The sequence below is a fragment of the Pseudomonas sp. E141 genome (assembly GCF_052659885.1).
Map to the genome: position 1 here is coordinate 903,400 of NZ_CP084024.1, position 24,738 is coordinate 928,137.

Sequence of the window (24,738 nt, forward strand, 5' to 3'; positions counted from 1 at the left end):
TGTGGATCAGGCGGAAACGCGAGCGATGGTGTCATCGCTGCGCAGGGTGAAGATCTCGTACCCAGTCTCGGTAACCAGCAAGGTATGTTCCCACTGGGCCGACAGCTTGCGGTCCTTGGTGATGGCGGTCCAGCCGTCGCCCAGTACCTTGGTGTCGGCGCGACCCTGGTTGATCATTGGCTCGATGGTGAAGGTCATGCCCGCTTGCAGCTCCATGCCGGTGCCGGCACGGCCGTAGTGCAGGATCTGCGGTTCTTCATGGAACACTTTGCCGATACCGTGGCCGCAGAATTCGCGCACCACCGAAAAGCCGTTCTTCTGCGCGTGTTTCTGGATCACCTCACCGATGTCTCCCAGGCGGCAGCCCGGTTTCACCAGTTCGATGGCCATGTACATGCATTCCTGGGTGACTTTCGACAGGCGCTGGGCCCATTCCGGCACGTTGCCGACATGGAACATGCGGCTGGTGTCACCGTGGTAGCCATCCTTGATGACGGTAACGTCGATGTTCAGGGTGTCGCCATCCTTCAACGGTTTTTCGTTGGGGATGCCGTGGCAGACCACGTGGTTGATCGAGGTGCAGATCGACTTGGGGAAGCCTTTATAGTTGAGCGGGGCAGGGATGGCTTTCTGCTCGTTGACGATGTAGTCGTGGCAGATCCGGTCCAGTTCTTCGGTGGTAACGCCCGGCTTGACGTGTTCGGCAATCATTTCCAGCACGTCGGCGGCGAGTTTGCCGGCGACACGCATTTTTGCGATGTCCTCGGGGGTCTTGAGGGTGACGGTCATACAGGCTCTCTCTGCGCCCGGCGGCGCTGTTCAAAACGAAATAGGCGGCGGATGATGAGCAGCGCGGCCCTGAAAGAGGCGATTCTAACAGACGATCAGCGCAATGAACCCTATCGCCTGGATGGAACTCTGTGGCGAGGGGATAAAACCCCTTCCACAGGGGTTTCAGAATCCGTGTTCCGTTTTCGCCCTTGCTGTGGTATAAAATGCGCCGCTTTCCGGGGATGACCCCGCAAGCTTAAATCCACACACGTGTCGACACGATGACCTGGGTGCCTTCGGCTTATATAGGCCGCTGGTTGGTCATTGGGATACGTGGAGGCCAAACCCGACTTATCAAGGAACTATCATGTCCCAAGTCAACATGCGCGATATGCTGAAGGCCGGTGTGCACTTCGGTCACCAGACCCGTTACTGGAACCCGAAAATGGGTAAGTACATTTTCGGCGCGCGTAACAAGATCCACATCATCAACCTTGAAAAAACCCTGCCGATGTTCAACGAAGCACTGACCTTCGTAGAGCGCCTGGCCCAGGGCAAAAACAAGATTCTGTTCGTCGGCACCAAGCGTTCCGCTGGCAAGATCGTTGCTGAAGAAGCAGCACGTTGCGGTTCGCCGTACGTCGATCACCGCTGGTTGGGCGGCATGCTGACCAACTTCAAGACCATTCGCGCTTCCATCAAGCGTCTGCGTGACCTTGAAGTGCAGTCCGAAGACGGTACTTTCGCCAAGCTGACCAAGAAAGAAGCGCTGATGCGCACTCGCGATCTTGAGAAGCTGGACCGCTCCCTGGGCGGTATCAAGGACATGGGCGGTCTGCCTGACGCACTGTTCGTGATCGACGTTGACCACGAGCGCATCGCGATCACCGAAGCCAACAAGCTGGGTATCCCGGTCATCGGCGTTGTCGATACCAACAGCAGCCCGGAAGGCGTTGACTACATCATCCCAGGCAACGATGACGCCATCCGCGCCATCCAGCTGTACATGGGTTCGATGGCTGACGCTGTTATCCGTGGTCGCAACAATGTTAATGGCGGCACCGAAGTCTTCGCTGAAGAAGCTCCGGCAGCAGCCGCTGAGTAATTGACGCCCTGGCGTTGACTCAGTAAGCAAAAAGGGGGCTTGGCCCCCTTTTTGCCACCTCGAAAACCATTTGTCAGCAGCGCAGCTACAGCATCTGTAACGTGCAGCGGCTAACAAGGGTGGTTCGGGAAGAATTGCACGCCCGTTCAATCGGGTGGAATGGTTGAAAACCTATCCAAGAGGATTTTGAAATGGCAGAGATTACTGCAGCGTTGGTCAAAGAACTGCGCGAGCGTACCGGCGAAGGCATGATGGACTGCAAGAAGGCCTTGACCAAGGCCGGCGGCGACATCGAGAAAGCCATTGATGACATGCGTGCTTCGGGCGCCATCAAGGCTGCCAAGAAAGCTGGCAACGTCGCCGCTGAAGGCGCCATCGCCATCAAGGACGACGGCAAGGTCGCCGTTCTGCTGGAAGTCAACTCCCAGACCGACTTCCTGGCTCTGCAGGATGACTTCAAGGCATTCGTCGCTGCCAGCGTCGAAAAAGCCTTTGCTGACAAACTGACTGATGTCGCTCCGCTGATCGAAGCTCGTGAAGCTGATCGTCTGGTTCTGGTCGGCAAAACTGGCGAGAACGTCAACATCCGTCGTCTGGCTCGCGTTGAAGGTGACGTGGTCGGTACTTACCTGCACGGTAACAAGATCGGTGTTGCTGTTGTCCTCAAGGGCGGTTCCGTTGAACTGGCCAAGGACATCGCCATGCATGTAGCGGCCAGCAACCCTGAGTTCCTGCTGCCATCGCAAGTTTCCGCTGAAGCCATCGAACGCGAAAAAGCCGTGTTCATGAGCCTCAACGAAGACAAGATGAAAGGCAAGCCAGCTGAAATCGTTGAAAAAATGATCGGCGGCCGCATCAGCAAATTCCTGGCTGAAGCTAGCCTGGTCGAGCAAGCTTTCGTCAAGGACCCGGAAATCACCGTGGGTGCCCTGGCCAAGAAAGGCGGCGCTGAAATCGTTTCCTTCACTCGCTTTGCGGTAGGTGAAGGCATCGAGAAGCCAGTCGACAACTTCGCTGACGAAGTTGCTGCTCAGGTAGCGGCTGCTTCCAAGCAATAAGACGGTTTTTTTAACTGTCGCCCTGAAGAGGCTGCCCGCTTACGCGCGCAGCCTCTTTTTGGATGGGATGCCGATTTTTATTGGTTTCCTGTCGGAACTGGCTTACAAAGCCGTGTTTCGATGGCGCTGTGTCAGCGTCAAGCTAGAGTGAACGCAGGCTGCAAACAGCCTGAAAGAATTTTTGAAAATACGCCGCAGGAGAGATTCGCAATGGCTCAGCAGGGCAGTGGTTATCAGGCTCGCTATAAACGCATTCTACTCAAGCTTAGCGGCGAGGCCCTGATGGGCTCGGAAGAGTTCGGGATCGATCCGAAAGTGCTGGATCGCATGGCGCTGGAAGTCGGCCAGTTGGTCGGAATTGGCGTTCAGGTCGGCCTAGTCATCGGCGGCGGCAACCTGTTCCGCGGCGCAGCGCTGAGCGCGGCCGGCATGGATCGGGTTACGGGCGACCACATGGGCATGCTGGCCACTGTGATGAACGCCCTGGCTATGCGCGATGCGCTGGAGCGTGCCAATATCTCGGCCATCGTAATGTCGGCCATTTCCATGGTCGGCGTGACCGATCACTACGACCGCCGCAAAGCCATGCGCCACCTCAATGCCAAGGAAGTGGTGATTTTTGCCGCCGGCACCGGCAATCCGTTCTTCACCACGGATTCGGCCGCCTGCCTGCGAGCGATCGAGATCGATGCCGATGTCGTGCTCAAGGCAACCAAGGTCGATGGCGTCTATACCGCTGACCCGTTCAAAGATCCGCATGCCGAGAAGTTCGATCATCTGACCTACGATGAAGTACTGGATCGCAAGCTGGGTGTCATGGACCTGACGGCTATCTGTCTGTGTCGCGACCACAAGATGCCGCTGCGCGTCTTTAACATGAACAAGCCCGGCGCCCTGCTGAATATCGTGCATGGCGGCGCCGAAGGAACACTGATCGAGGAAGTACAACAATGATCAACGAAATCAAGAAAGACGCTCAAGAGCGCATGCAGAAATCCGTGGAATCGCTGGCACACAACTTCGGTCGCATTCGTACCGGCCAGGCGCACCCAAGCATTCTCGAAGGCGTGATGGTGCCGTACTACGGCGCTGATACGCCGATCAAGCAAGTGGCCAACATCACCGTCAAGGATGCCCGGACCCTGCAAGTCGTTGCCTTTGAGCGCAACATGCTGGGCGCGGTCGACAAGGCCATCGGCAGTGCCGGCCTGAACCTGAACCCGACCAACCTGGGTGAGTTGCTGCTGATTTCCATGCCGGCCCTGACCGAGGAAACCCGTAAGGGCTTCACCAAGCAGGCCCGTGATGTGGCTGAAGACGCTCGCGTCGCCGTGCGCAACATCCGTCGTGATGCCAACAGCCAGCTCAAGGATCTGGTCAAGGAAAAGGAAATCAGTGAAGACGAAGAGCGTCGCGCCGCTGGCGAGATTGATGATCTGACCAAGAAGTACGTGGCTAAGATCGATGCGGATTTGGCGCAGAAAGAAAAAGACCTGATGGCCGTATAAGGGTCTCGTTTTCATGGAAAAGACCAAACAGGCCGTGCCGTTTGCGATTCCGCGTCACGTGGCGATCATCATGGATGGCAATAATCGCTGGGCCAAGAAGCGCTTTATGCCTGGCGTGGCCGGGCACAAGGCGGGGGTCGATGCAGTTCGCGCGGTCATCGAGGTGTGTGCCGAGGCCGGGGTCGAGGTGCTGACCCTGTTCGCCTTCTCCAGCGAGAACTGGCAGCGTCCGGCCGATGAAGTCAGCGCCTTGATGGATCTGTTCCTCAAGGCTCTGCGGCGTGAGGCCAAGCGCCTCAACGACAACAGCATCAGCCTGCGCATCATTGGTGACCGCTCGCGCTTTCATCCCGAGTTGCAGGCTGCGATGCGCGAAGCCGAGGCCGCCACGGCGGGTGCCAATCGGTTCGTCCTGCAAATTGCCGCCAACTATGGCGGCCAATGGGACATCGCCCAGGCAGCCCAGCGGCTGGCGCGGGAGGTCCAGGCCGGGCATTTGCGGCCGGAAGACATCACGCCTGAGCTGCTGCAGACCTGTCTGGCCACTGGCGACTTGCCGTTGCCGGACCTGTGCATTCGTACCGGTGGCGAGCATCGCATCAGTAACTTCCTGCTCTGGCAGCTGGCTTACGCCGAGCTGTATTTCTCCGACCTGTTCTGGCCGGACTTCAAACACGAAGCCATGCGCACGGCGCTGGCCGATTTCGCTTCCCGTCAGCGTCGTTTCGGTAAAACGAGCGAGCAGATCGAAGCTGGAGCCCGGGTTTAATGCTTAAACAACGAATCATCACCGCTCTGATCCTGTTGCCCATCGCCCTGGGTGGATTCTTCCTGCTTGAAGGTGCCAGTTTCGCGCTGTTCATCGGGTTGGTCGTGACCTTGGGGGCATGGGAGTGGGCGCGCTTGGCGGGCTTCCCGGCGCAGTCTGCGCGCGTGGCCTATGCCGTGGCCGTGGCGGCGATGCTGTTCGTCATGTACCTGGTGCCGGGTATCGCGCCCTGGGTTCTGGGGGCAGCGGTATTGTGGTGGGCCACGGCGACCTTCCTGGTGTTGACCTATCCGCGGACCACGCATCATTGGGCAGGTGCTGCCGCGAAGCTGGTGATTGGCCTGCTTATCCTGCTGCCGGCCTGGCAAGGGCTGATCTGGATCAAGCAAGGCCCGTTGGGCAACTGGCAGATCATGGCTGTGATGGTGTTGGTCTGGGGGGCGGATGTCGGTGCCTATTTCTCCGGACGGGCGTTTGGCAAGCGCAAGCTTGCTCCCAAGGTCAGTCCCGGCAAGAGCTGGGAAGGGGTCTATGGAGGCCTGGCCTTGAGCCTGGTGATCACAGCGGTGGTCGGCGTCGTGCGGGAGTGGAGTGCCGGGCAGTTGCTGATGGGCCTGTTTGGGGCTGCTCTCATCGTATTTGTATCGGTGGTCGGCGACCTGACCGAAAGCATGTTCAAGCGTCAGTCCGGCATCAAGGACAGCAGCAATCTGCTGCCCGGCCATGGTGGCGTGCTGGATCGCATCGACAGCCTGACCGCTGCGATTCCGATCTTTGCCGTGTTGCTATGGATGGCGGCATCGTGAGTCGCCCTCAACAAATTACCGTCCTGGGTGCTACCGGTTCGATCGGCCTGAGTACGCTTGATGTCATCGGCCGTCACCCGGAGCGCTATCAGGTATTTGCCCTCAGTGGTTTTACTCGCTTGAGTGAGCTGCTGGCGCTGTGCATACGCCATACCCCGCGTTTCGCCGTGGTGCCTGAGGCTGGCGTTGCCCGAGCCTTGCAGGACGACTTGCGCGCGGCAGGCTTGCCTACCCGTGTGCTGGTGGGGGAGGAAGGGTTGTGTCAGGTCGCCTCCGATCCTGAAGTCGACGCGGTGATGGCGGCGATTGTCGGCGCGGCGGGTTTGCGTCCAACGCTAGCGGCGGTAGAGGCAGGTAAAAAAATCCTGCTGGCCAATAAAGAAGCACTGGTCATGTCCGGCGCGCTGTTCATGCAGGCCGTGCGCAAAAGCGGTTCGGTGCTGCTGCCCATCGACAGCGAGCACAATGCGATTTTTCAATGCATGCCGCAGGACTTTTCCCGCGGCCTGGGCGCAGTGGGGGTCCGGCGGATTTTGCTGACGGCTTCCGGCGGTCCGTTCCGGCAGACTCCGCTGGAAGAGTTGGTGCATGTTTCACCCGAGCAGGCTTGTGCTCACCCGAACTGGTCCATGGGGCGCAAGATTTCCGTGGATTCGGCCAGCATGATGAACAAGGGCCTGGAACTGATCGAGGCCTGCTGGTTGTTCGATGCCAAGCCGTCCCAGGTGGAAGTGGTGATTCACCCGCAGAGCGTGATTCACTCCCTGGTGGATTACATAGACGGTTCGGTGCTGGCTCAATTGGGCAACCCGGATATGCGTACTCCGATCGCCAATGCACTGGCCTGGCCTGCGCGGATTGATTCGGGCGTGGCGCCGCTGGACCTGTTCGCCATTGCCCGCCTGGATTTCCAGGCGCCTGATGAGCAGCGCTTTCCATGCCTGCGTCTGGCGCGACAAGCGGCTGAGGCAGGCAACAGTGCTCCGGCCATGCTCAATGCTGCCAATGAAGTGGCGGTTGCAGCGTTTCTCGACGGACGTGTCCGTTACCTCGAGATCGCGAGTATCATCGAGGAGGTCTTGAACCTCGAGGCTGTGGTTTCGCTCGATGACCTCGATGCGGTATTCACGGCGGACGCCAGGGCTCGTGAGCTGGCGGGCCAATGGTTGAAGCGCCACGGGCGTTGAGGCTGCGGTACGTTAGCCAGGGTTGTCCTGGGCAGGATTGCGGAGAAAACAGATGAGCGCGCTCTATATGATTGTCGGCACCCTGGTTGCATTGGGGGTGTTGGTCACTTTTCACGAATTCGGTCATTTCTGGGTCGCGCGGCGCTGTGGCGTCAAGGTTCTGCGTTTTTCCGTCGGTTTCGGCATGCCGCTGCTGCGCTGGCATGACAAAAAGGGCACCGAATTCGTTGTGGCCGCCATTCCGCTGGGCGGCTACGTGAAGATGCTCGACGAGCGCGAAGGTGAAGTGCCGGCCGATCAGGTCGACCAATCCTTCAACCGCAAGACCGTCCGTCAGCGTATTGCCATCGTGGCGGCGGGGCCGATAGCCAACTTTTTGCTGGCCATGGTTTTTTTCTGGGCCCTGGCCATGCTGGGCAGCGAGCAGGTGCGTCCGGTCATCGGTGGGGTGGAGGCCGGCAGCGTCGCCGCCCGTGCCGGGCTGGGTGTCGGGCAGGAAATCGTTGCCATCGATGGGGAGCCGACATCGGGCTGGGCGGCGGTCAACCTGCAACTGGTGCGTCGCCTGGGTGAGAGCGGTTCGTTGCAATTGATGGTGCGCGAGCAGGGTTCCACGGTGGATTCGCCTCGCGAACTGATCCTGGACAACTGGCTCAAGGGCGCCGACGAGCCGGATCCGATCCGTTCCCTGGGGATCAAGCCATGGCGTCCGGCCTTGCCGCCGATACTCGCCGAACTCGACCCGAAAGGCCCGGCCCAGGCTGCAGGCCTGAAGACCGGTGATCGGCTGCTGGCGCTCGATGGCCTGCCGGTCAGTGACTGGCAGCAGGTGGTCGATTCGGTTCGTGTACGTCCGGACAGCAAGATAGTGCTGCGCGTCGAGCGCGATGGTGCGCCGATCGACGTCCCGGTAACCCTGGGCGCCCGTGGCGAGAGCAAGGCGCCGACCGGCTATCTGGGTGCCGGCGTCAAGGCTGTCGACTGGCCGCCGGAAATGATCCGCGAGGTCAGTTTCGGCCCTGTGGCGGCGATTGGCGAGGGCGCGCGTCGTACCTGGACCATGAGCATCCTGACCCTCGATTCGCTCAAGAAAATGTTGTTCGGCGAGCTCTCGGTAAAAAACTTGAGTGGACCGATAACCATTGCTAAAGTGGCGGGCGCTTCTGCCCAGTCGGGCGTCGCTGATTTCCTGAATTTCCTTGCTTATCTGAGCATTAGCCTGGGGGTTCTGAATTTGCTGCCCATTCCGGTACTGGATGGGGGGCATTTGTTGTTTTATCTGATCGAGTGGGCGCGTGGTCGTCCCTTGTCGGATAGGGTGCAAGGTTGGGGGATACAGATCGGTATCAGCTTGGTGGTCGGGGTGATGTTGCTTGCCTTGGTCAACGATCTGGGTCGTCTGTAACGCTTCGCTGAATTGCGAATCTGCCGCATTTTGCGGCAGTTTGTTTATTGCCAGTTGGAATAAGAAAGGACTTCATGAAACGTCTGCTGCTAACTGCGGTTCTCACCGTATTGATGATCGCCGAAGTTCACGCCGAGTCCTTCACTATCTCTGATATTCGCGTCAATGGCCTCCAGCGGGTCTCCGCGGGTAGTGTCTTTGGTGCCTTGCCGTTAAACGTCGGCGAGCAGGCGGATGATCGGCGTCTGGTGGAATCCACTCGCGCGCTGTTCAAAACCGGCTTCTTTCAGGATATCCAGCTGGGTCGTGATGGCAATGTACTGGTCATCACGGTAGTTGAGCGTCCATCGGTTGCCAGTATCGAGATCGAAGGCAACAAGGCGATCTCCACTGAAGACCTGATGAAGGGCCTCAAACAGTCCGGCCTGGCCGAAGGCGAGATCTTCCAGCGCGCCACCCTCGAAGGTGTTCGTAACGAGCTGCAACGCCAGTACGTTGCCCAGGGCCGTTACTCGGCCACCGTCGACACCGAAGTGGTGCCGCAGCCGCGCAACCGCGTAGGCCTGAAGGTCAACATCAATGAAGGCACGGTGGCGGCGATCCAGCACATCAACGTGGTGGGCAACACCGTTTTCCCTGATGAAGACCTGATCGACCTGTTCGAACTCAAGACCACCAACTGGCTGTCGTTCTTCAAGAACGACGACAAGTACGCCCGTGAAAAGCTCTCCGGTGACCTGGAACGTCTGCGTTCCTACTACCTGGACCGCGGCTATATCAACATGGATATCGCTTCGACCCAGGTGTCCATCACCCCGGACAAGAAGCACGTCTACATCACCGTCAACGTCAACGAAGGCGACAAGTACACCGTTCGTGACGTCAAGCTCAGCGGCGACCTGAAGGTGCCGGAAGACCAGGTCACCTCGCTGCTGCTGGTGCAGAAGGGCCAGGTGTTCTCGCGCAAGCTGATGACCACCACTTCCGAACTGATCACCCGTCGTCTGGGTAACGAGGGCTACACCTTCGCCAACGTCAACGGCGTGCCGCAACCGCACGATGAAGACCATACCGTCGACATCACCTTCGCCGTGGATCCGGGCAAGCGTGCCTACGTCAACCGCATCAACTTCCGTGGCAACACCAAGTCCGAGGATGAGGTGCTGCGCCGTGAAATGCGCCAGATGGAAGGTGGCTGGGCGTCGACCTACCTGATCGACCAGTCCAAGACCCGTCTGGAGCGCCTGGGCTTCTTCAAGGAAGTCAACGTCGAGACCCCGGCAGTACCGGGCGTCGATGACCAGGTCGATGTGAACTACAGCGTTGAAGAGCAGGCGTCCGGCTCGATCACCGCCAGCGTCGGTTTCGCCCAGAGCGCCGGCCTGATCCTCGGTGGTTCGATCACCCAGAACAACTTCCTGGGTACCGGTAACCGGGTCAGCGTTGGCTTGACCCGCAGCGAATACCAGACCCGCTACAACTTCGGTTTCGTGGACCCCTACTGGACTGCTGACGGTGTGAGCCTGGGCTACAACGCCTTCTATCGCACCACTGACTATGATGAGCTCGACTCCGACATCTCCAGCTATGCCGTGGATAGCCTGGGTGCAGGCGTAAACGTGGGTTATCCAATCAGCGAGACTTCGCGTCTGACGTTCGGTCTCACCGCACAGCAGGACGAGATCAGCACCGGGCGTTATACCGTTGACGAGATTTTTGACTTCGTTGAAAAGGAAGGCGACAAGTACCTGAACTTCAAGGCGTCTGTCGGTTGGTCCGAATCGACCCTGAACAAAGGTGTGCTGGCGACCCGTGGTCGTTCCCAGAGCCTGGTATTGGAAACTACCACCCCTGGCAGCGACCTCTCGTTCTTCAAGCTCGACTATCGTGGCCAACTGTTCCAGCCGCTGTCTGATAATTACACCATGCGCCTGCACACTGAGCTGGGTTATGGCGACGGTTATGGTTCCACCGACGGCTTGCCGTTCTACGAGAACTACTATGCTGGTGGTTTCAACTCGGTCCGTGGCTTCAAGGACAGCACCCTTGGCCCGCGCAGTACGCCAAGCAAGGGCACCAACCCGGGAACCATACGTGATCCGGACCAGGATCCGCTGCCGTTCGGTGGTAATGTCCTGATCCAGGGCGGTGTCGAGCTGTTGTTCCCGATGCCGTTCGTCAAGGATCAACGCTCCTTGCGTACCTCGGTATTCTGGGACGTGGGTAACGTATTCGACTCTTCGTGCGAGGACACCACCAACGCCGACGGCACCAGGTCCAATACCAAGTGCAACGACATCAGCCTGAGCAACATGGCAAGTTCCGTGGGCGTGGGTGTGACCTGGGTCACCGCGCTCGGTCCATTGAGCTTCGCCCTGGCGATGCCGATCAAGAAACCGGATGACGCTGAAACCCAAGTGTTCCAATTCTCCCTCGGCCAGACGTTCTAAGCGTCTGACCCAAGATAACGACAATGGATTTTGTAGGAGTACATCGTGCGTAAGTTGACTCAATTGGTTCTCCTGGCGACCTTGATGGTCGCAGGTCCGGCTTTTGCCGACATGAAGATTGCCGTACTGAACTATCAGATGGCCCTGCTGGAATCCGACGCGGCGAAGAAATACGCCGTGGATGCCGAGAAGAAGTTCGGCCCGCAACTGACCAAGCTCAAGAGCCTGGAGAGCAGCGCCAAGGGTATCCAGGATCGTCTGGTCTCCGGTGGCGACAAAATGGCCCAGGGCGAGCGTGAGCGTCTGGAGCTTGAGTTCAAGCAAAAGGCTCGTGACTTCCAGTTCCAGTCCAAGGAGCTGAACGAAGCGAAAGCCGTTGCCGACCGCGAGATGCTCAAGCAGCTCAAGCCAAAGCTCGACCGGGCGGTGGAAGAAGTCATCAAGAAAGGTGGTTTTGACCTGGTGTTCGAGCGTGGTGCAGTGATTGACGTCAAACCCCAGTACGACATCACGCGCCAGGTTATCGAGCGCATGAATCAGCTGAAGTAATCCATGACAGCGATTATCAAGCTCGGCCAACTGGCTGAGTTCCTCGGCGCCACCCTGCGTGGCGACCCGGAGAAGGTCATCACTGGGCTAGCCACTTTACAAGAGGCTGGCCCAGCTCAGTTGAGCTTCCTGGCAAATCCTCAATATCGCAAATACTTGGCCGACAGCCGGGCCGCAGCGCTGTTGCTCAAGCCTGCCGATGCCGACGGGTTTGCAGGCGATGCGCTGATCGTGCCGGATCCCTATCTGGCGTATGCGCGGATTTCCCACCTGTTCGACCCCAAGCCCAAGTCGGCCCCCGGCATTCATCCCAGCGCGGTCATCGCGGCGGATGCGGTGGTTGATCCCACGGCCAGCATCGGTCCTTTTGTCGTCATTGAAAGCGCCGCCCGGGTCGGCCCGGGCGTCACGCTGGGCGCCCATTGCTTCATCGGTGCGCGCTGCGAGATCGGTGAGGGTGGCTGGCTTGCTCCGCGGGTCACGTTGTATCACGACGTGCGTATCGGAAAGCGGGTGGTGATCCAGTCGGGCGCGGTACTGGGCGGTGAGGGTTTCGGTTTTGCCAAGGAGAAGGGGATCTGGCAAAAGATCGCCCAGATCGGCGGCGTGACCATCGGTGATGACGTGGAAATCGGTGTCAACACCGCGATCGACCGTGGTGCCCTGTCTGATACGGTCATCGGCAATGGCGTCAAGCTCGACAACCAGATTCAGATCGCTCACAACGTCCAGGTCGGTGATCACACCGCCATGGCCGCCTGCGTAGGCATTTCCGGCAGCACCCGGATCGGCAAGCATTGCATGCTCGCCGGTGGTGTGGGGCTGGTGGGGCACATTGATATTTGTGACAACGTATTCCTCACCGGAATGACCATGGTGACCCATTCGATCACCGAGCCGGGTGCTTATTCTTCCGGCACGGCGATGCAACCGGCGGCCGAATGGCGCAAGAGCGCGGCCCGAATCCGCCAGCTCGATGACATCGCGCGGCGTTTGCGTCAGTTGGAAAAGCGTGTAGGGGACGTGACCCCTGACGGTAATGCTTCATCAGATGGCTGATACCATTTCCATATCAAGTGTGCACAGCCGCTAGACTGCCTCCTTGATTTGCTAGAGGGGCGCGCGTCGATCGTGCGCTTCCAATCTTTACATAGGCTTCCCCCCGAAATGATGGACATCAACGAGATTCGCGAATACCTGCCTCACCGTTACCCGTTCCTGCTGGTGGACCGGGTGGTGGAACTTGACGTTGAAGGCAAGCGGATTCGCGCCTACAAGAATGTCAGCATCAACGAACCGTTCTTCAATGGTCACTTTCCCGCGCATCCAATCATGCCCGGCGTGCTGATCATCGAGGCAATGGCTCAGGCTGCCGGGATCCTTGGTTTCAAAATGCTCGACGTGAAGCCTGCCGACGGCACGCTTTACTACTTCGTGGGCTCCGACAAGCTGCGTTTTCGCCAGCCGGTCACCCCGGGCGATCAGCTGATCCTCGAAGCCACATTCATCAGTTGCAAGCGCCAGATCTGGAAGTTCGAATGCCAGGCTTCGGTCGACGGCAAGCCAGTCTGCTCCGCTGAAATCATCTGTGCGGAACGCAAACTATGAGTTTGATTGACCCTCGCGCAATCATCGATCCGGCGGCAGTCCTGGCCGCCGATGTCGAGGTCGGCCCATGGTCGATCATCGGCCCAGGTGTGGAAATCGGCGAGGGTACGGTGATCGGGCCCCATGTAGTTCTCAAGGGTCCGACCCGGATCGGTCGGCACAACCGCATCTACCAGTTTTCTTCGGTAGGCGAGGACACGCCCGATCTCAAGTACAAAGGTGAAGAAACCCGGCTGGTCATTGGCGATCACAACGTGATCCGCGAAGGCGTGACGATTCACCGTGGCACCGTTCAGGATCGTTCCGAAACGACTCTGGGCAACCATAACCTGATCATGGCCTACGCCCATATCGGTCATGACAGCGTCATTGGCAACCATTGCATCCTGGTCAATAACACCGCGTTGGCTGGCCACGTGCATGTGGACGACTGGGCGATCCTGTCCGGTTTCACCTTGGTCCATCAATATTGTCATATCGGCGCCCACAGCTTCTCGGGCATGGGCACCGCCATCGGCAAGGACGTACCGGCCTATGTCACTGTGTTCGGTAACCCGGCCGAAGCCCGCAGTATGAATTTCGAAGGCATGCGCCGTCGTGGTTTCAGCGAAGAGGCGATCACGGCATTGCGGCGCGCCTACAAGGTTGTGTACCGCCAGGGGTTGACCGTCGAACAGGCCCTTGTCGAGCTGGCCGAGGCTTCGGCGCAGTTCCCGGAAGTCGCGATATTCCGTGACTCCATCCAGTCCTCGACTCGCGGCATCACTCGCTAACCATGGCTAACTTGCGTATAGCACTGGTGGCGGGAGAGGCTTCCGGTGACATTCTGGGTGCCGGTCTGATGCGCGCGCTCAAGGCGCAGCACCCAGCAGTGGAGTTCATCGGTGTCGGTGGCCCCTTGATGCAGGCCGAAGGGCTGACGTCATATTTCCCCATGGAGCGCCTGTCGGTGATGGGGCTGGTTGAAGTGCTCGGACGGCTGCGCGAACTGCTGGCTCGCCGCAAGAAGCTGATCGCCACCCTGATCGACGAAAAACCGGATGTGTTCATCGGCATCGATGCGCCGGATTTCACTCTTAATATCGAACTCAAGTTGCGTCAGGCCGGTATCAAGACGGTGCACTACGTCAGCCCTTCGGTCTGGGCCTGGCGGCAGAAGCGCGTGTTGAAAATCCGCGAAGGCTGCGACCTGATGCTCACGCTGCTGCCGTTCGAAGCCCGATTCTACGAAGAGAAGGGCGTGCCGGTGCGGTTTGTCGGTCATACCCTGGCCGATACCATTCCCCTGGAAGCGGATCGTGGCGCGGCGCGTCAGACCTTGGGCCTGCCCGACGGCCCGCTGGTGGCCTTGATGCCCGGTAGCCGTGGCGGCGAGGTCAGTCGCCTGGGAGGCTTGTTCTTCGACGCCGCCGAGCGTCTGCGAGCGATGCGTCCCGGCGTGCGTTTTGTTCTGCCCTGTGCCAGCCCGCAACGACGGGCTCAGCTTGAAGCACTGCTGGCCGGGCGCGATCTGCCTGTCACATTGCTCGATGGCCGCTCTCATCTCGCACTGGCTGCGTGTGACGCCGTGTTGATTGCGTCCGGCACTGCTACCCTTGAGGCGTTGCTGTACAAACGCCCGATGGTGGTCGCCTATCGCTTGGCGCCGTTGACGTTCTGGATCCTCAAACGCATGGTCAAGAGCCCTTACATCTCCTTGCCCAATCTGTTGGCCCAGCGCTTGCTGGTGCCTGAATTGCTGCAGGACGAGGCAACCGCCGATGCGCTGGCCCGTACGCTGTCGCCCTTGATCGACGGTGGCCAGGAGCAGACCCGGGGCTTTGATGACATTCACCGTACCTTGCGCCGTGATGCCTCCAACCAGGCCGCCGACGCAGTATTGACCCTGATCGGCGCCAAACCATGAGTAACGTGAAATTGCAGATGGGCCTGGACTTCAATCTGGTGGCTGAAGTTGAAGAACTGGTGGCCGGTGTTGATGAGGTCGGTCGTGGGCCGTTGTGCGGCGCAGTGGTGACGGCAGCGGTGATTCTCGACCCGAACCGGCCCATTCTGGGCCTCAACGACTCCAAGAAGCTCACCGAAGCCCGTCGTGAAAAGCTCTACGACGAAATCTGTGAGAAAGCCCTGAGCTGGTGCATTGCCCGGGCTGAAGTGGAAGAGATCGACGAGCTGAATATCCTGCACGCCACCATGCTTGCGATGCAGCGTGCCGTGGAAGGCCTGCACATCACCCCGAAACTGGCGATGATCGATGGCAATCGGTGCCCGAAGCTGTCTATGCGCGCCGAAGCAGTCGTTCAGGGGGACGGCAAGGTGCCGGCCATTGCGGCGGCATCGATTCTGGCCAAGGTCAGCCGTGATCGGGAAATGAGTGCCTTTGAATTGATTTACCCAGGCTACGGCATCGGCGGCCACAAGGGCTACCCGACGCCCGTTCATCTGGAAGCGCTGGCGCGCCTTGGGCCAACGCCGATCCATCGGCGCTCGTTCGCGCCGGTGCGGCTGGCTTATGAAGCCCGTGAGGGTTTGATCGTAAGTCATCAGACTACGGTCTCTTGATGCAGGCTTTTGTGACAAGGCAATCATGCTGATGTTTTACCCAAGGCTCGGTACAATCCGGGCCTTGTTGTTTTCATGACTTAACGCAGGATCACTATGCCGGCTTCATTCGTTCATCTACGCCTGCACACTGAATACTCCCTGGTCGATGGCCTGGTGCGGATCAAGCCACTGGTCAAGACCCTGGTGGGCATGAACATGCCTGCTGTGGCGGTCACCGACCAGAACAACATGTGTTCGCTGGTCAAGTTCTACAAAAATGCCATGGGCGCCGGGATCAAACCGATCTGCGGGGCCGACCTGTGGCTGTCGAACAAAGACCCGGACGCGCCGCTGAGCCGCATCAGCCTGCTGGTGATGAACGCCGTGGGTTACCGCAACCTCACCGAGTTGATCTCCCGCGGTTTTATCGATGGCCAGCGCAACGGCTCGATCATCATCGAGCGCGAATGGGTAGCTGAGGCCAATGAAGGTTTGATCATGCTGTCGGCGGCCAAGGAAGGTGAAATCGGCCTGGCCCTGCTCAGTGGCAATCCAGAAGAAGCCGAAGTGCTGGCCCGCGATTGGATGGCGGTGTTCCCGGACCGCTTCTACATTGAAGTGCAACGCACCAATCGCCCTAACGACGAAGAACACCTGCATGCCGCCGTGGCCCTGGCCGACCGGATCGGCGCGCCGCTGGTGGCGACCAACGACGTGCGCTTCATCAAACAGGAAGATTTCGAAGCTCACGAAACCCGCGTCTGTATCGGTGAAGGCCGGGCGCTCGATGATCCGCGTCGTCCGAAAAACTACAGCGATCAGCAATACCTCAAAAGCGCCGAGGAAATGGCCGAGTTGTTCAGCGACCTGCCGGAAGCGCTGGAAAACACCGTCGAGATTGCCAAGCGCTGCAACATCGAAGTGAAGCTGGGCAAGCACTTCCTGCCCAACTTCCCGATCCCCGATGGCATGACCATCGACGAGTATTTCCGCAAGGTGTCCTTCGATGGCCTGGACGAACGTCTCAGCGTTCTCTTGCCCAAGGACACCACCGAAGATTACGAGGCCAAGCGCCAGGTCTATGTCGACCGGTTGAATTTCGAGCTGGATATCATCATCCAGATGGGCTTCCCCGGTTACTTCCTGATCGTGATGGACTTCATCCAGTGGGCCAAGAGCAACGGCGTGCCGGTGGGGCCAGGCCGGGGGTCGGGTGCAGGCTCCCTGGTGGCTTACGTGCAGAAGATCACCGACCTCGACCCGCTGGAATATGACCTGCTGTTCGAACGTTTCCTCAACCCGGAACGGGTGTCCATGCCCGACTTCGACGTCGACTTCTGCATGGACGGTCGCGACCGGGTGATTGATTACGTGGCCGAGAAGTACGGTCGCAATGCGGTGAGCCAGATCATCACCTTCGGTTCCATGGCCGCCAAGGCTGTGGTGCGTGACGTGGCGCGGGTGCAGGGCAAGTCCTACGGTTTGGCGGATCGTCTGTCGAAGATGATCCCGTTCGAAGTCGGCATGACCCTGGAAAAAGCCTACGAGCAGGAAGAAATCCTGCGGGACTTCATCAAGGTCGATGAAGAAGCCGCGGAAATCTGGGAGATGGCCCGCAAGCTTGAAGGCGTGGTGCGTAACGTTGGCAAGCACGCCGGGGGCGTGGTGATCGCGCCGACCAAGCTGACTGACTTCTCGCCGATCTATTGCGATGAAGAGGGCGACGGCCTGGTGACCCAGTTCGACAAGGATGACGTCGAGGCGGCGGGCCTGGTGAAGTTCGACTTCCTCGGCCTGCGGACACTGACGATCATCGACTGGGCGCTGAAAACCATCAACCGTGATCGGGCCAAGGTCGGCGAAGCGCCGCTGGACATCGCGTTTATTCCGCTGGATGACAAGCCGACCTACAGCTTGTTGCAAAAAGCCGAAACCACGGCGGTGTTCCAGCTTGAATCCCGGGGTATGAAGGAGCTGATCAAAAAGCTCAAGCCCGACTGCCTCGAAGACCTGATCGCACTGGTGGCCCTGTTCCGTCCGGGCCCGCTGCAATCGGGCATGGTGGATGACTTTATCAACCGTAAGCACGGGCGCGCCGAGCTGGCGTACCCGCACCCGGATTATCAGTACGACGGCCTCAAGCCGGTACTGGCGCCGACCTACGGCATCATCCTGTACCAGGAACAGGTGATGCAGATTGCCCAGGTGATGGCCGGTTACACCCTCGGCGGCGCGGACATGCTGCGTCGGGCGATGGGTAAGAAAAAGCCTGAGGAGATGGCCAAGCAGCGCGGTGGTTTCATCGAGGGTTGTGCGAACAACGGCATCGATGCGGACCTGGCCGGTAACATCTTCGACTTGGTGGAAAAATTCGCCGGTTACGGCTTCAACAAATCCCACTCGGCCGCCTATGGCCTGGTGTCGTACCAGACCGCGTGGCTGAAGGCCCACTACCCGGCGCCATTCATGGCCGCGGTACTGTCGGCGGATATGCACAACACCGACAAGGTCGTGACCTTGATCGAAGAAGTGCGGACCATGAAGTTGCGCCTCGACGCGCCGGACGTGAACGCTTCGGAGTTCAAGTTCACGGTGAACGACGAAGGCCGCATCATTTATGGACTGGGGGCGATCAAGGGCGTGGGTGAAGGGCCGGTGGAAGCCATCACCGAAGCCCGTCAGGATGGACCGTTCAAGGACCTGTTCGATTTTTGCGCCCGGGTCGATCTCAAACGCATCAACAAGCGTACCCTCGACGGTTTGATCCGCAGCGGTGCATTGGACCGTCTGGGCCCGTACTTCCAGGATGAACCCAAGGCCTACCAGGCCAACATCGACCGCAACCGCGCGGTGCTGCTGGCGGCCATGGAAGAAGCGATCAAGGCCGCCGAGCAAACCGCCCGGACCCATGACAGTGGTCACGCCGACCTGTTTGGCGGGTTGTTTGTCGAGGAAGATGCCGATGTCTACGGTAATCACCGCAAGGCCAAGGAGCTGACGCTCAAGGAGCGTCTCAAGGGTGAGAAAGACACCTTGGGCCTGTACCTCACGGGTCACCCGATCGACGAGTACGAAGGCGAGATCCGCCGGTTCGCCCGCCAGCGCATCATTGATCTGAAGCCGGCGCGTGACACGCAGACCGTCGCCGGTATGATCATTGCCCTGCGGGTAATGAAAAACAAAAAGGGCGACAAGATGGGCTTTATCACCCTCGACGACCGCTCCGGGCGCATCGAGGCGTCGTTGTTTGCCGATGCGTTCCATTCGGCCCAGTCGCTGTTGCAGACTGACGCGATGGTTGTGGTGGAAGGCGAAGTCAGCAACGACGATTTTTCCGGTGGCCTGCGGCTGCGGGTCAAACGGGTGATGAGCATGGAAGATGCCCGGACCAACCTGGCCGAGAGCCTGCGCCTGAAATTGCAGACCCAGGATCTCAAGGGCGATCAGCTACGCTGGCTGGGGGAGTTGTTCAAGCGCCATCGCGGTGCTTGCCCGATTACCATGGAGTACGTGCGCCCCGACGCCAAGGCTGTGCTGCAGTTCGGCGAAGGCTGGCGGATCGATCCGGCGGATGCGTTGATTCAAGCCTTGCGTGACCAGTTCGGCAAAGACAACGTCTTCCTCCAATACCGTTGACGGCCAGGTGCCACTCCTGAACCTTGGAGCGGCCCTGATCTCGACCCGAATTTTTAATCTCGACCTGAACGCGCCTCTCCCTTAAGGTAGGGCGCGAATAGACAACCGGCCGGCCCAAGCTCTCTTGGACGTCGACCCAAGACGGACGCCTATGAACCCGAATTTTCTAGATTTCGAACAGCCGATCGCCGACCTGCAAGCCAAGATCGAAGAGTTGCGCTTGGTCGGTAATGACAATTCGCTGAATATCGGCGATGAAATCTCTCGTCTGCAGGACAAAAGCCGCACGCTGACCGAAGACATCTTTGGCAAGCTGACCAGCTGGCAGATCGCCCGCCTGGCGCGTCATCCGCGTCGTCCCTACACCCTGGACTATATCGAGCACATCTTCACTGAGTTCGATGAGCTGCACGGCGATCGGCATTTCTCCGACGACGCCGCGATCGTGGGTGGCGTCGCCCGTCTGGACGACCAGCCAGTGATGGTCATCGGCCATCAGAAAGGCCGCGAAGTCCGCGAAAAGGTGCGCCGCAACTTCGGCATGCCGCGTCCGGAAGGCTATCGCAAGGCGTGCCGCCTGATGGAAATGGCCGAGCGCTTCAAGATGCCGATCCTGACCTTCATCGACACGCCGGGCGCTTATCCGGGCATCGACGCCGAAGAGCGCAACCAGAGCGAAGCGATCGCCTGGAACCTGCGCGTAATGGCACGACTGAAAACCCCGATCATCGCCACCGTGATCGGCGAAGGCGGTTCCGGCGGTGCGCTGGCCATTGGTGTCTGCGATCAGCTGAACATGCTGCAATACTCCACCTACGCGGTGATCTCGCCGGAAGGCTGCGCCTCGATTCTGTGGAAAACCGCCGAGAAGGCGCCGGATGCCGCCGAAGCCATGGGCATCACCGCTGAGCGTCTCAAAGGCCTGGGTATCGTGGATAAAGTGATCAGCGAGCCTGTAGGCGGCGCTCATCGTGATCCGGCCGCGGCTGCGGCGCTGATTCGTGCCGAGCTGAGCTCGCAACTGTCGATGCTCAAGAAGTTCGACAACGAGGCGCTGCTGGCCCGTCGCTATGAGCGGCTGATGAGCTACGGTCTCTGATCCGACCGCAATACCCATGTGGGAGCGAGCCTGCTCGCGATACGGTTTAACATTCAACAAATGAGTTGACTGATATACCGCCATCGCGAGCAGGCTCGCTCCCACAGTTGTTTGTGCCAAGGCTGACTCCTATGAACTCAAGCGCGGATCTGCCAACCCGGCTCCTCACACAGCTATCCCCCTGGCGCAACGCCGTCACCTGGCGCATCGCCTTCTCCGGTGGCCTCGATTCCACCGTCCTGCTGCACCTGCTCGCGTCTCTCTCCAAAAATGAAGCCCTGCCACCGTTACGTGCTGTCCACGTCCATCATGGCCTTCAGGCTGTGGCCGATGCATGGCCGGACCATTGTCACTCGGTCTGCAAGGCCCTTGGGGTGCCGCTTGAAGTAGTGAACGTGCAAGTCCCGGCCGGCGCCAGCGTCGAGCGTGCCGCCCGGGAGGCGCGTTATGCTGCCTTCGAGGCGCTGCTTCACAGCAATGAAGTGCTGCTCACCGGTCAACATCGCGACGATCAGGCTGAAACCCTGTTGTTTCGTTTGTTGCGTGGGGCAGGGGTGAGGGGCTTGTCGGCGATGCCTCGGCAGCGTCCTCTGGGCCAGGGGTACTTGCTGCGACCCTTGCTCGATGTGTCCCGGGCGGAGCTGGAAGCCTACGCGACGCAACAGGGCTTGAACTGGATCGAAGACCCTTCCAACGACGATCACCGGTACGCGCGCAATTTCCTGCGCCAGCGAGTTTTCCCGGTATTGACCGAGCAGTGGCCCCAAGCCTCGACGACCTTCGCCCGCAGCGCTGCGCACCTGAGTGAGGCCCAAGGCTTGCTGGATGACCTGGCGCGAATCGATCTGCACCGAGCCATCACGCCCAGCGCGTTCGACTGGCTTGGGTTGCGGTCGCTTGAGTTGGCCCCGTTGCGAGCCTTGTCGCCGGCCCGTCAGCGTAATGCGTTGAGTCATTGGCTGGTTTCGATGACAACGCTGCCCGACAGCGATCATTGGTCTGGCTGGGACTCGTTGCGCGATGCAGCGGACGATGCCCGGCCGATCTGGCGGCTGGCCGGTGGTGAACTGCACCGCGCCGGCGGGCGCGTCTGGTGGTTATCCGACCGCTGGCTGCGACCGGCTGCAGGCCCCGTAGAATGGACGCTGACTGCTCAAGCATTGACCCTGCCAGACAACGGCACGGTGACCCTCGACGGTAAAATGCCCGACGGACCGCTCTGCGTCCGCTATCGTCAGGGAGGTGAAGCCATGATGTTGCCTGGTCGTGGTCACCGGGACCTCAAGCGTTTGCTCAACGAAAGAGGCGTGCCGGCGTTTGCGCGCGGTCGATTGCCGCTGCTGTATCGGGACGAGCAATTGCTGGCAGTGGCTGGCTTACCAGGACTCGACAGCGGCATTGATGGCAACTGGCAACTGATCTGGCAGCCATGAAACCAAGATCTGGGTTTGAGCTGAAAGGGGCTTTCCGGTAGACTACGCTCCCTTCTTGATACAACTTCTGTGGATTCGCCTGAATTGCAGGAGTTGCCGATTACCAAGCAGTCTTTGCTGGGCGATTCCAAAAAATGTGTAGCGAGCAACGTACCGGTGATTTCACTTCCGGTCTGTCCCAACGCGGCGGTTTTTTTGAAAGGTGCACTGTGATTAATGCAGGTGATCGGGGGCTTCGGCCTTCCTTCGCTTTCCCCGGCGGCTCGGACCGCTTTAACGCAGACTTCTAGGGTTTTTCATGACGCGCTACATATTCGTCACGGGCGGTGTTGTTTCTTCATTGGGGAAAGGCATTGCCTCGGCTTCATTGGCGGCCATCCTGGAGGCGCGGGGACTTAAGGTCACCATGCTCAAGCTGGACCCGTACATCAACGTCGACCCGGGCACCATGAGCCCGTTCCAGCACGGTGAAGTGTTCGTCACCCACGACGGCGCCGAGACCGACCTGGACCTGGGCCACTACGAGCGGTTCATCCGCACGACCATGACCCAGAACAACAACTTCACCACCGGCCGTGTCTACGAGCACGTGCTGCGCAAAGAGCGCCGTGGTGATTACCTGGGGGCGACCATCCAGGTCATCCCGCACATCACCGACGAAATCAAGCGCCGCATCATCAAGGGTGCCGGCGACGCCGACGTGGCGATGGTCGAAATCGGCGGCACTGTGGGTGACATCGAGTCCCAGCCGTTCCTCGAAGCCATCCGCCAGTTGCGTTTCGAAATCGGCGCCAAGCGCGCGATGCTGATGCACCTGACCCTGGTTCCGTACATCGCCACCGCTGGCGAAACCAAGACCAAGCCCACCCAGCACTCGGTCAAGGAACTGCGCTCCATCGGTCTGCAGCCGGATGTGCTGATCTGCCGCTCCGACCACCCGATCGATATTTCTTCGCGGCGCAAGATCGCCCAGTTCACCAACGTTGAAGAGCGTGCGGTGATCGGCCTGGAAGACGCTGACACCATCTACAAGATCCCGGGCATCCTGCACTCCCAGGGCCTGGACGATTTCGTCGTCGAGCGTTTCGGCTTGCAGTGCGCCAGCGCCGACCTGTCCGAATGGGAAGCGGTGGTCGATGCCAAGCTCAACCCGGAACACGAAGTCACCATCGCCATGGTCGGCAAGTACATGGAGCTGCTGGATGCCTACAAGTCGCTGATCGAGGCGATGAGTCACGCCGGTATCAGCAACCGTACCAAGGTCAACCTGCGCTATATCGACTCTGAAGACATCGAGAACCAGGGCACCGGTCTGCTCGAAGGCGCCGATGCGATCCTCGTGCCGGGCGGCTTTGGCCTGCGGGGCGTGGAAGGCAAGATCACCGCTGTTCAATACGCTCGCGAAAACAAGGTGCCTTACCTGGGCATCTGCCTGGGCATGCAAGTGGCGGTCATTGAGTTCGCCCGTAACGTGATGGGCTGGAAGGACGCCAACTCCACCGAATTCGATCGCGCCAGCGGTCACCCGGTCGTGGGCCTGATCACCGAGTGGGAAGATGCCACCGGCGCTGTGGAAGTACGCACCGAAGCCTCCGACCTGGGCGGCACCATGCGTCTCGGTGCCCAGGAATGCCTGCTTGAAGCCGGCTCCAAGGTGCACGATTGCTACGCCAAGGATGTGATCGTCGAGCGTCACCGCCATCGCTACGAAGTGAACAACAACCTGCTGCCGCAACTGATCGAGGCCGGCCTGAAAATCTCCGGTCGTTCCGGTGACGGCGCGCTGGTGGAGGTGGTCGAAGCCCCGGATCATCCATGGTTCGTTGCTTGCCAGTTTCACCCCGAGTTCACCTCGACGCCACGGGACGGCCACCCGCTGTTCAGTGGTTTCGTGAAAGCCGCATTGGCTCAACACCAGAAGAAGGCATAAAACGATGGCCCAGAAGATCATTCGCGTCGGCGACATCGAGATTGCCAACGACAAGCCCATGGTGCTGTTCGGCGGCATGAACGTACTGGAAAGCCGTGACATGGCGATGCAGGTCTGCGAGGAGTACGTGAAGGTCACCCAGAAGCTGGGCATCCCTTATGTCTTCAAGGCCAGTTTCGACAAGGCCAATCGCTCGTCCGTGACCTCTTACCGTGGCCCTGGCCTGGAAGAGGGCATGCGCATCTTCCAGGACATCAAACAAGCCTTCGGCGTGCCGATCATCACCGACGTCCACGAGCCTGAGCAGGCCGCGGTGGTCGCCGAGGTCTGCGACATCATTCAGTTGCCGGCCTTCCTGTCGCGCCAGACCGACCTGGTGGTCGCGATGGCCAAGACCGGTGCGGTGATCAACATCAAGAAAGCCCAGTTTCTCGCGCCCCAGGAGATGAAACACATCCTGAGCAAATGCGAAGAGGCCGGCAATGACCAGTTGATCCTCTGCGAGCGTGGTTCGAGCTTCGGCTACAACAACCTGGTGGTGGACATGCTTGGCTTCGGCATCATGAAGCAGTTCGAATACCCGGTGTTCTTCGACGTGACCCACGCGCTGCAAATGCCCGGTGGTCGTTCCGATTCCGCAGGGGGGCGGCGCGCCCAGGTCACCGACCTGGCCAAGGCCGGCATGAGCCAGTCCCTGGCAGGTCTGTTCCTCGAGGCCCACCCGGACCCGGACAATGCCAAGTGTGATGGCCCTTGTGCCTTGCGCTTGAACAAGCTGGAACCCTTCTTGTCTCAGCTCAAGGCGTTGGACGAACTGGTCAAGAGTTTTCCGACGATAGAAACCGCGTAACGCGGTTTTCTCCGGTAAAGTACCGCTCGA

Annotated in this window: 21 protein-coding genes; 20 read left to right on the plus strand and 1 reads right to left on the minus strand. The window is 59.6% G+C overall.

Translation table 11 applies throughout. The annotated features are described in order from the left end of the window. Positions 1-6: 6 nt before the first annotated feature. Positions 7-789, minus strand: a complete 783-nt coding sequence (gene map / locus GKKCFE_RS04020; RefSeq protein ID WP_047227560.1) for a type I methionyl aminopeptidase — start codon at positions 787-789, stop codon at positions 7-9. Between the two features lie 349 nt (positions 790-1,138). Here map and rpsB point away from each other — a divergent pair, with 349 nt between their 5' ends. From rpsB to kdsA, 20 genes are all read left to right on the plus strand, one after another. Further along, on the plus strand, positions 1,139-1,876 hold the full coding sequence (rpsB, locus tag GKKCFE_RS04025; RefSeq protein WP_003198231.1) for a 30S ribosomal protein S2: 738 nt from the start codon (positions 1,139-1,141) through the stop codon (positions 1,874-1,876). A gap of 191 nt (positions 1,877-2,067) precedes the next feature. Beyond that, positions 2,068-2,934: a translation elongation factor Ts gene (tsf, locus tag GKKCFE_RS04030; RefSeq protein ID WP_047227561.1), complete on the plus strand. Its 867-nt coding sequence runs from the start codon at positions 2,068-2,070 to the stop codon at positions 2,932-2,934. Positions 2,935-3,144: 210 nt separating this feature from the next. Next, a complete protein-coding gene (pyrH, locus tag GKKCFE_RS04035; RefSeq protein ID WP_024779012.1) occupies positions 3,145-3,888 on the plus strand; it encodes a UMP kinase in 744 nt (247 codons plus the stop codon). Then, positions 3,885-4,442: a ribosome recycling factor gene (frr, locus tag GKKCFE_RS04040; protein WP_047227562.1), complete on the plus strand. Its 558-nt coding sequence runs from the start codon at positions 3,885-3,887 to the stop codon at positions 4,440-4,442. The genes pyrH and frr overlap by 4 nt, the downstream gene beginning before the upstream one ends. A 13-nt stretch (positions 4,443-4,455) precedes the next feature. Continuing rightward, entirely contained in the window at positions 4,456-5,211 is a 756-nt protein-coding gene (uppS, locus tag GKKCFE_RS04045) for a polyprenyl diphosphate synthase (RefSeq protein ID WP_047227563.1), read from the plus strand. Further along, positions 5,211-6,017: a phosphatidate cytidylyltransferase gene (locus GKKCFE_RS04050; RefSeq protein ID WP_047227564.1), complete on the plus strand. Its 807-nt coding sequence runs from the start codon at positions 5,211-5,213 to the stop codon at positions 6,015-6,017. Before uppS ends, GKKCFE_RS04050 begins: the two co-directional genes overlap by 1 nt. After that, positions 6,014-7,204: a 1-deoxy-D-xylulose-5-phosphate reductoisomerase gene (ispC, locus tag GKKCFE_RS04055; RefSeq protein ID WP_076386735.1), complete on the plus strand. Its 1,191-nt coding sequence runs from the start codon at positions 6,014-6,016 to the stop codon at positions 7,202-7,204. The genes GKKCFE_RS04050 and ispC overlap by 4 nt, the downstream gene beginning before the upstream one ends. A gap of 52 nt (positions 7,205-7,256) precedes the next feature. After that, positions 7,257-8,609, plus strand: a complete 1,353-nt coding sequence (gene rseP, locus GKKCFE_RS04060; RefSeq protein ID WP_316912671.1) for an RIP metalloprotease RseP — start codon at positions 7,257-7,259, stop codon at positions 8,607-8,609. Between the two features lie 74 nt (positions 8,610-8,683). Next, positions 8,684-11,059, plus strand: a complete 2,376-nt coding sequence (bamA, locus tag GKKCFE_RS04065) for an outer membrane protein assembly factor BamA (protein ID WP_139051056.1) — start codon at positions 8,684-8,686, stop codon at positions 11,057-11,059. Between the two features lie 45 nt (positions 11,060-11,104). Then, positions 11,105-11,608 carry an OmpH family outer membrane protein gene (locus tag GKKCFE_RS04070; RefSeq protein WP_047227567.1) on the plus strand — a complete coding sequence of 168 codons (504 nt, stop codon included), beginning with the start codon at positions 11,105-11,107 and terminating at the stop codon, positions 11,606-11,608. A gap of 3 nt (positions 11,609-11,611) precedes the next feature. After that, positions 11,612-12,667 carry a UDP-3-O-(3-hydroxymyristoyl)glucosamine N-acyltransferase gene (lpxD, locus tag GKKCFE_RS04075; RefSeq protein WP_139051055.1) on the plus strand — a complete coding sequence of 352 codons (1,056 nt, stop codon included), beginning with the start codon at positions 11,612-11,614 and terminating at the stop codon, positions 12,665-12,667. 108 nt (positions 12,668-12,775) lie between these two features. Next, on the plus strand, positions 12,776-13,216 hold the full coding sequence (gene fabZ / locus GKKCFE_RS04080; protein ID WP_047227569.1) for a 3-hydroxyacyl-ACP dehydratase FabZ: 441 nt from the start codon (positions 12,776-12,778) through the stop codon (positions 13,214-13,216). Beyond that, positions 13,213-13,989 (plus strand): acyl-ACP--UDP-N-acetylglucosamine O-acyltransferase, encoded by a 777-nt coding sequence (gene lpxA, locus GKKCFE_RS04085; RefSeq protein ID WP_047227570.1) that lies wholly within the window; start codon positions 13,213-13,215, stop codon positions 13,987-13,989. Before fabZ ends, lpxA begins: the two co-directional genes overlap by 4 nt. Before the next feature lie 2 nt (positions 13,990-13,991). Further along, positions 13,992-15,122: a lipid-A-disaccharide synthase gene (lpxB, locus tag GKKCFE_RS04090; RefSeq protein WP_417693776.1), complete on the plus strand. Its 1,131-nt coding sequence runs from the start codon at positions 13,992-13,994 to the stop codon at positions 15,120-15,122. A gap of 11 nt (positions 15,123-15,133) precedes the next feature. Beyond that, positions 15,134-15,778, plus strand: a complete 645-nt coding sequence (gene rnhB / locus GKKCFE_RS04095) for a ribonuclease HII (protein ID WP_417694108.1) — start codon at positions 15,134-15,136, stop codon at positions 15,776-15,778. A 96-nt stretch (positions 15,779-15,874) separates the two neighbouring features. After that, positions 15,875-19,396 (plus strand): DNA polymerase III subunit alpha, encoded by a 3,522-nt coding sequence (gene dnaE / locus GKKCFE_RS04100; protein WP_445577513.1) that lies wholly within the window; start codon positions 15,875-15,877, stop codon positions 19,394-19,396. Positions 19,397-19,547: 151 nt separating this feature from the next. Then, positions 19,548-20,495: an acetyl-CoA carboxylase carboxyltransferase subunit alpha gene (locus tag GKKCFE_RS04105; RefSeq protein WP_047227574.1), complete on the plus strand. Its 948-nt coding sequence runs from the start codon at positions 19,548-19,550 to the stop codon at positions 20,493-20,495. Between the two features lie 131 nt (positions 20,496-20,626). Beyond that, the gene (gene tilS, locus GKKCFE_RS04110) at positions 20,627-21,928 is read left to right on the plus strand and encodes a tRNA lysidine(34) synthetase TilS (RefSeq protein WP_445577514.1); all 1,302 of its coding nucleotides are present in this window, start codon (positions 20,627-20,629) and stop codon (positions 21,926-21,928) included. 298 nt (positions 21,929-22,226) lie between these two features. Beyond that, positions 22,227-23,858: a CTP synthase gene (locus GKKCFE_RS04115; protein ID WP_047227576.1), complete on the plus strand. Its 1,632-nt coding sequence runs from the start codon at positions 22,227-22,229 to the stop codon at positions 23,856-23,858. Between the two features lie 4 nt (positions 23,859-23,862). Then, the gene (gene kdsA / locus GKKCFE_RS04120) at positions 23,863-24,708 is read left to right on the plus strand and encodes a 3-deoxy-8-phosphooctulonate synthase (protein ID WP_188251265.1); all 846 of its coding nucleotides are present in this window, start codon (positions 23,863-23,865) and stop codon (positions 24,706-24,708) included. Positions 24,709-24,738 lie beyond the last annotated feature (30 nt).

What these genes read in the sequence shown, in the direction of transcription:
- lpxA (WP_047227570.1), top strand. Translation starts at nt 13,213, where the DNA reads ATGAGTTTGATTGACCCTCGCGCAATCATCGATCCGGCGGCAGTCCTG.
- fabZ (WP_047227569.1), top strand. Translation starts at nt 12,776, where the DNA reads ATGATGGACATCAACGAGATTCGCGAATACCTGCCTCACCGTTACCCG.
- uppS (WP_047227563.1), top strand. Translation starts at nt 4,456, where the DNA reads ATGGAAAAGACCAAACAGGCCGTGCCGTTTGCGATTCCGCGTCACGTG.
- rpsB (WP_003198231.1), top strand. Translation starts at nt 1,139, where the DNA reads ATGTCCCAAGTCAACATGCGCGATATGCTGAAGGCCGGTGTGCACTTC.
- bamA (WP_139051056.1), top strand. Translation starts at nt 8,684, where the DNA reads ATGAAACGTCTGCTGCTAACTGCGGTTCTCACCGTATTGATGATCGCC.
- map (WP_047227560.1), bottom strand. Translation starts at nt 789, where the DNA reads ATGACCGTCACCCTCAAGACCCCCGAGGACATCGCAAAAATGCGTGTC.
- lpxB (WP_417693776.1), top strand. Translation starts at nt 13,992, where the DNA reads ATGGCTAACTTGCGTATAGCACTGGTGGCGGGAGAGGCTTCCGGTGAC.
- GKKCFE_RS04105 (WP_047227574.1), top strand. Translation starts at nt 19,548, where the DNA reads ATGAACCCGAATTTTCTAGATTTCGAACAGCCGATCGCCGACCTGCAA.
- tilS (WP_445577514.1), top strand. Translation starts at nt 20,627, where the DNA reads ATGAACTCAAGCGCGGATCTGCCAACCCGGCTCCTCACACAGCTATCC.
- GKKCFE_RS04050 (WP_047227564.1), top strand. Translation starts at nt 5,211, where the DNA reads ATGCTTAAACAACGAATCATCACCGCTCTGATCCTGTTGCCCATCGCC.
- dnaE (WP_445577513.1), top strand. Translation starts at nt 15,875, where the DNA reads ATGCCGGCTTCATTCGTTCATCTACGCCTGCACACTGAATACTCCCTG.
- lpxD (WP_139051055.1), top strand. Translation starts at nt 11,612, where the DNA reads ATGACAGCGATTATCAAGCTCGGCCAACTGGCTGAGTTCCTCGGCGCC.
- frr (WP_047227562.1), top strand. Translation starts at nt 3,885, where the DNA reads ATGATCAACGAAATCAAGAAAGACGCTCAAGAGCGCATGCAGAAATCC.
- pyrH (WP_024779012.1), top strand. Translation starts at nt 3,145, where the DNA reads ATGGCTCAGCAGGGCAGTGGTTATCAGGCTCGCTATAAACGCATTCTA.
- tsf (WP_047227561.1), top strand. Translation starts at nt 2,068, where the DNA reads ATGGCAGAGATTACTGCAGCGTTGGTCAAAGAACTGCGCGAGCGTACC.
- GKKCFE_RS04115 (WP_047227576.1), top strand. Translation starts at nt 22,227, where the DNA reads ATGACGCGCTACATATTCGTCACGGGCGGTGTTGTTTCTTCATTGGGG.
- rseP (WP_316912671.1), top strand. Translation starts at nt 7,257, where the DNA reads ATGAGCGCGCTCTATATGATTGTCGGCACCCTGGTTGCATTGGGGGTG.
- kdsA (WP_188251265.1), top strand. Translation starts at nt 23,863, where the DNA reads ATGGCCCAGAAGATCATTCGCGTCGGCGACATCGAGATTGCCAACGAC.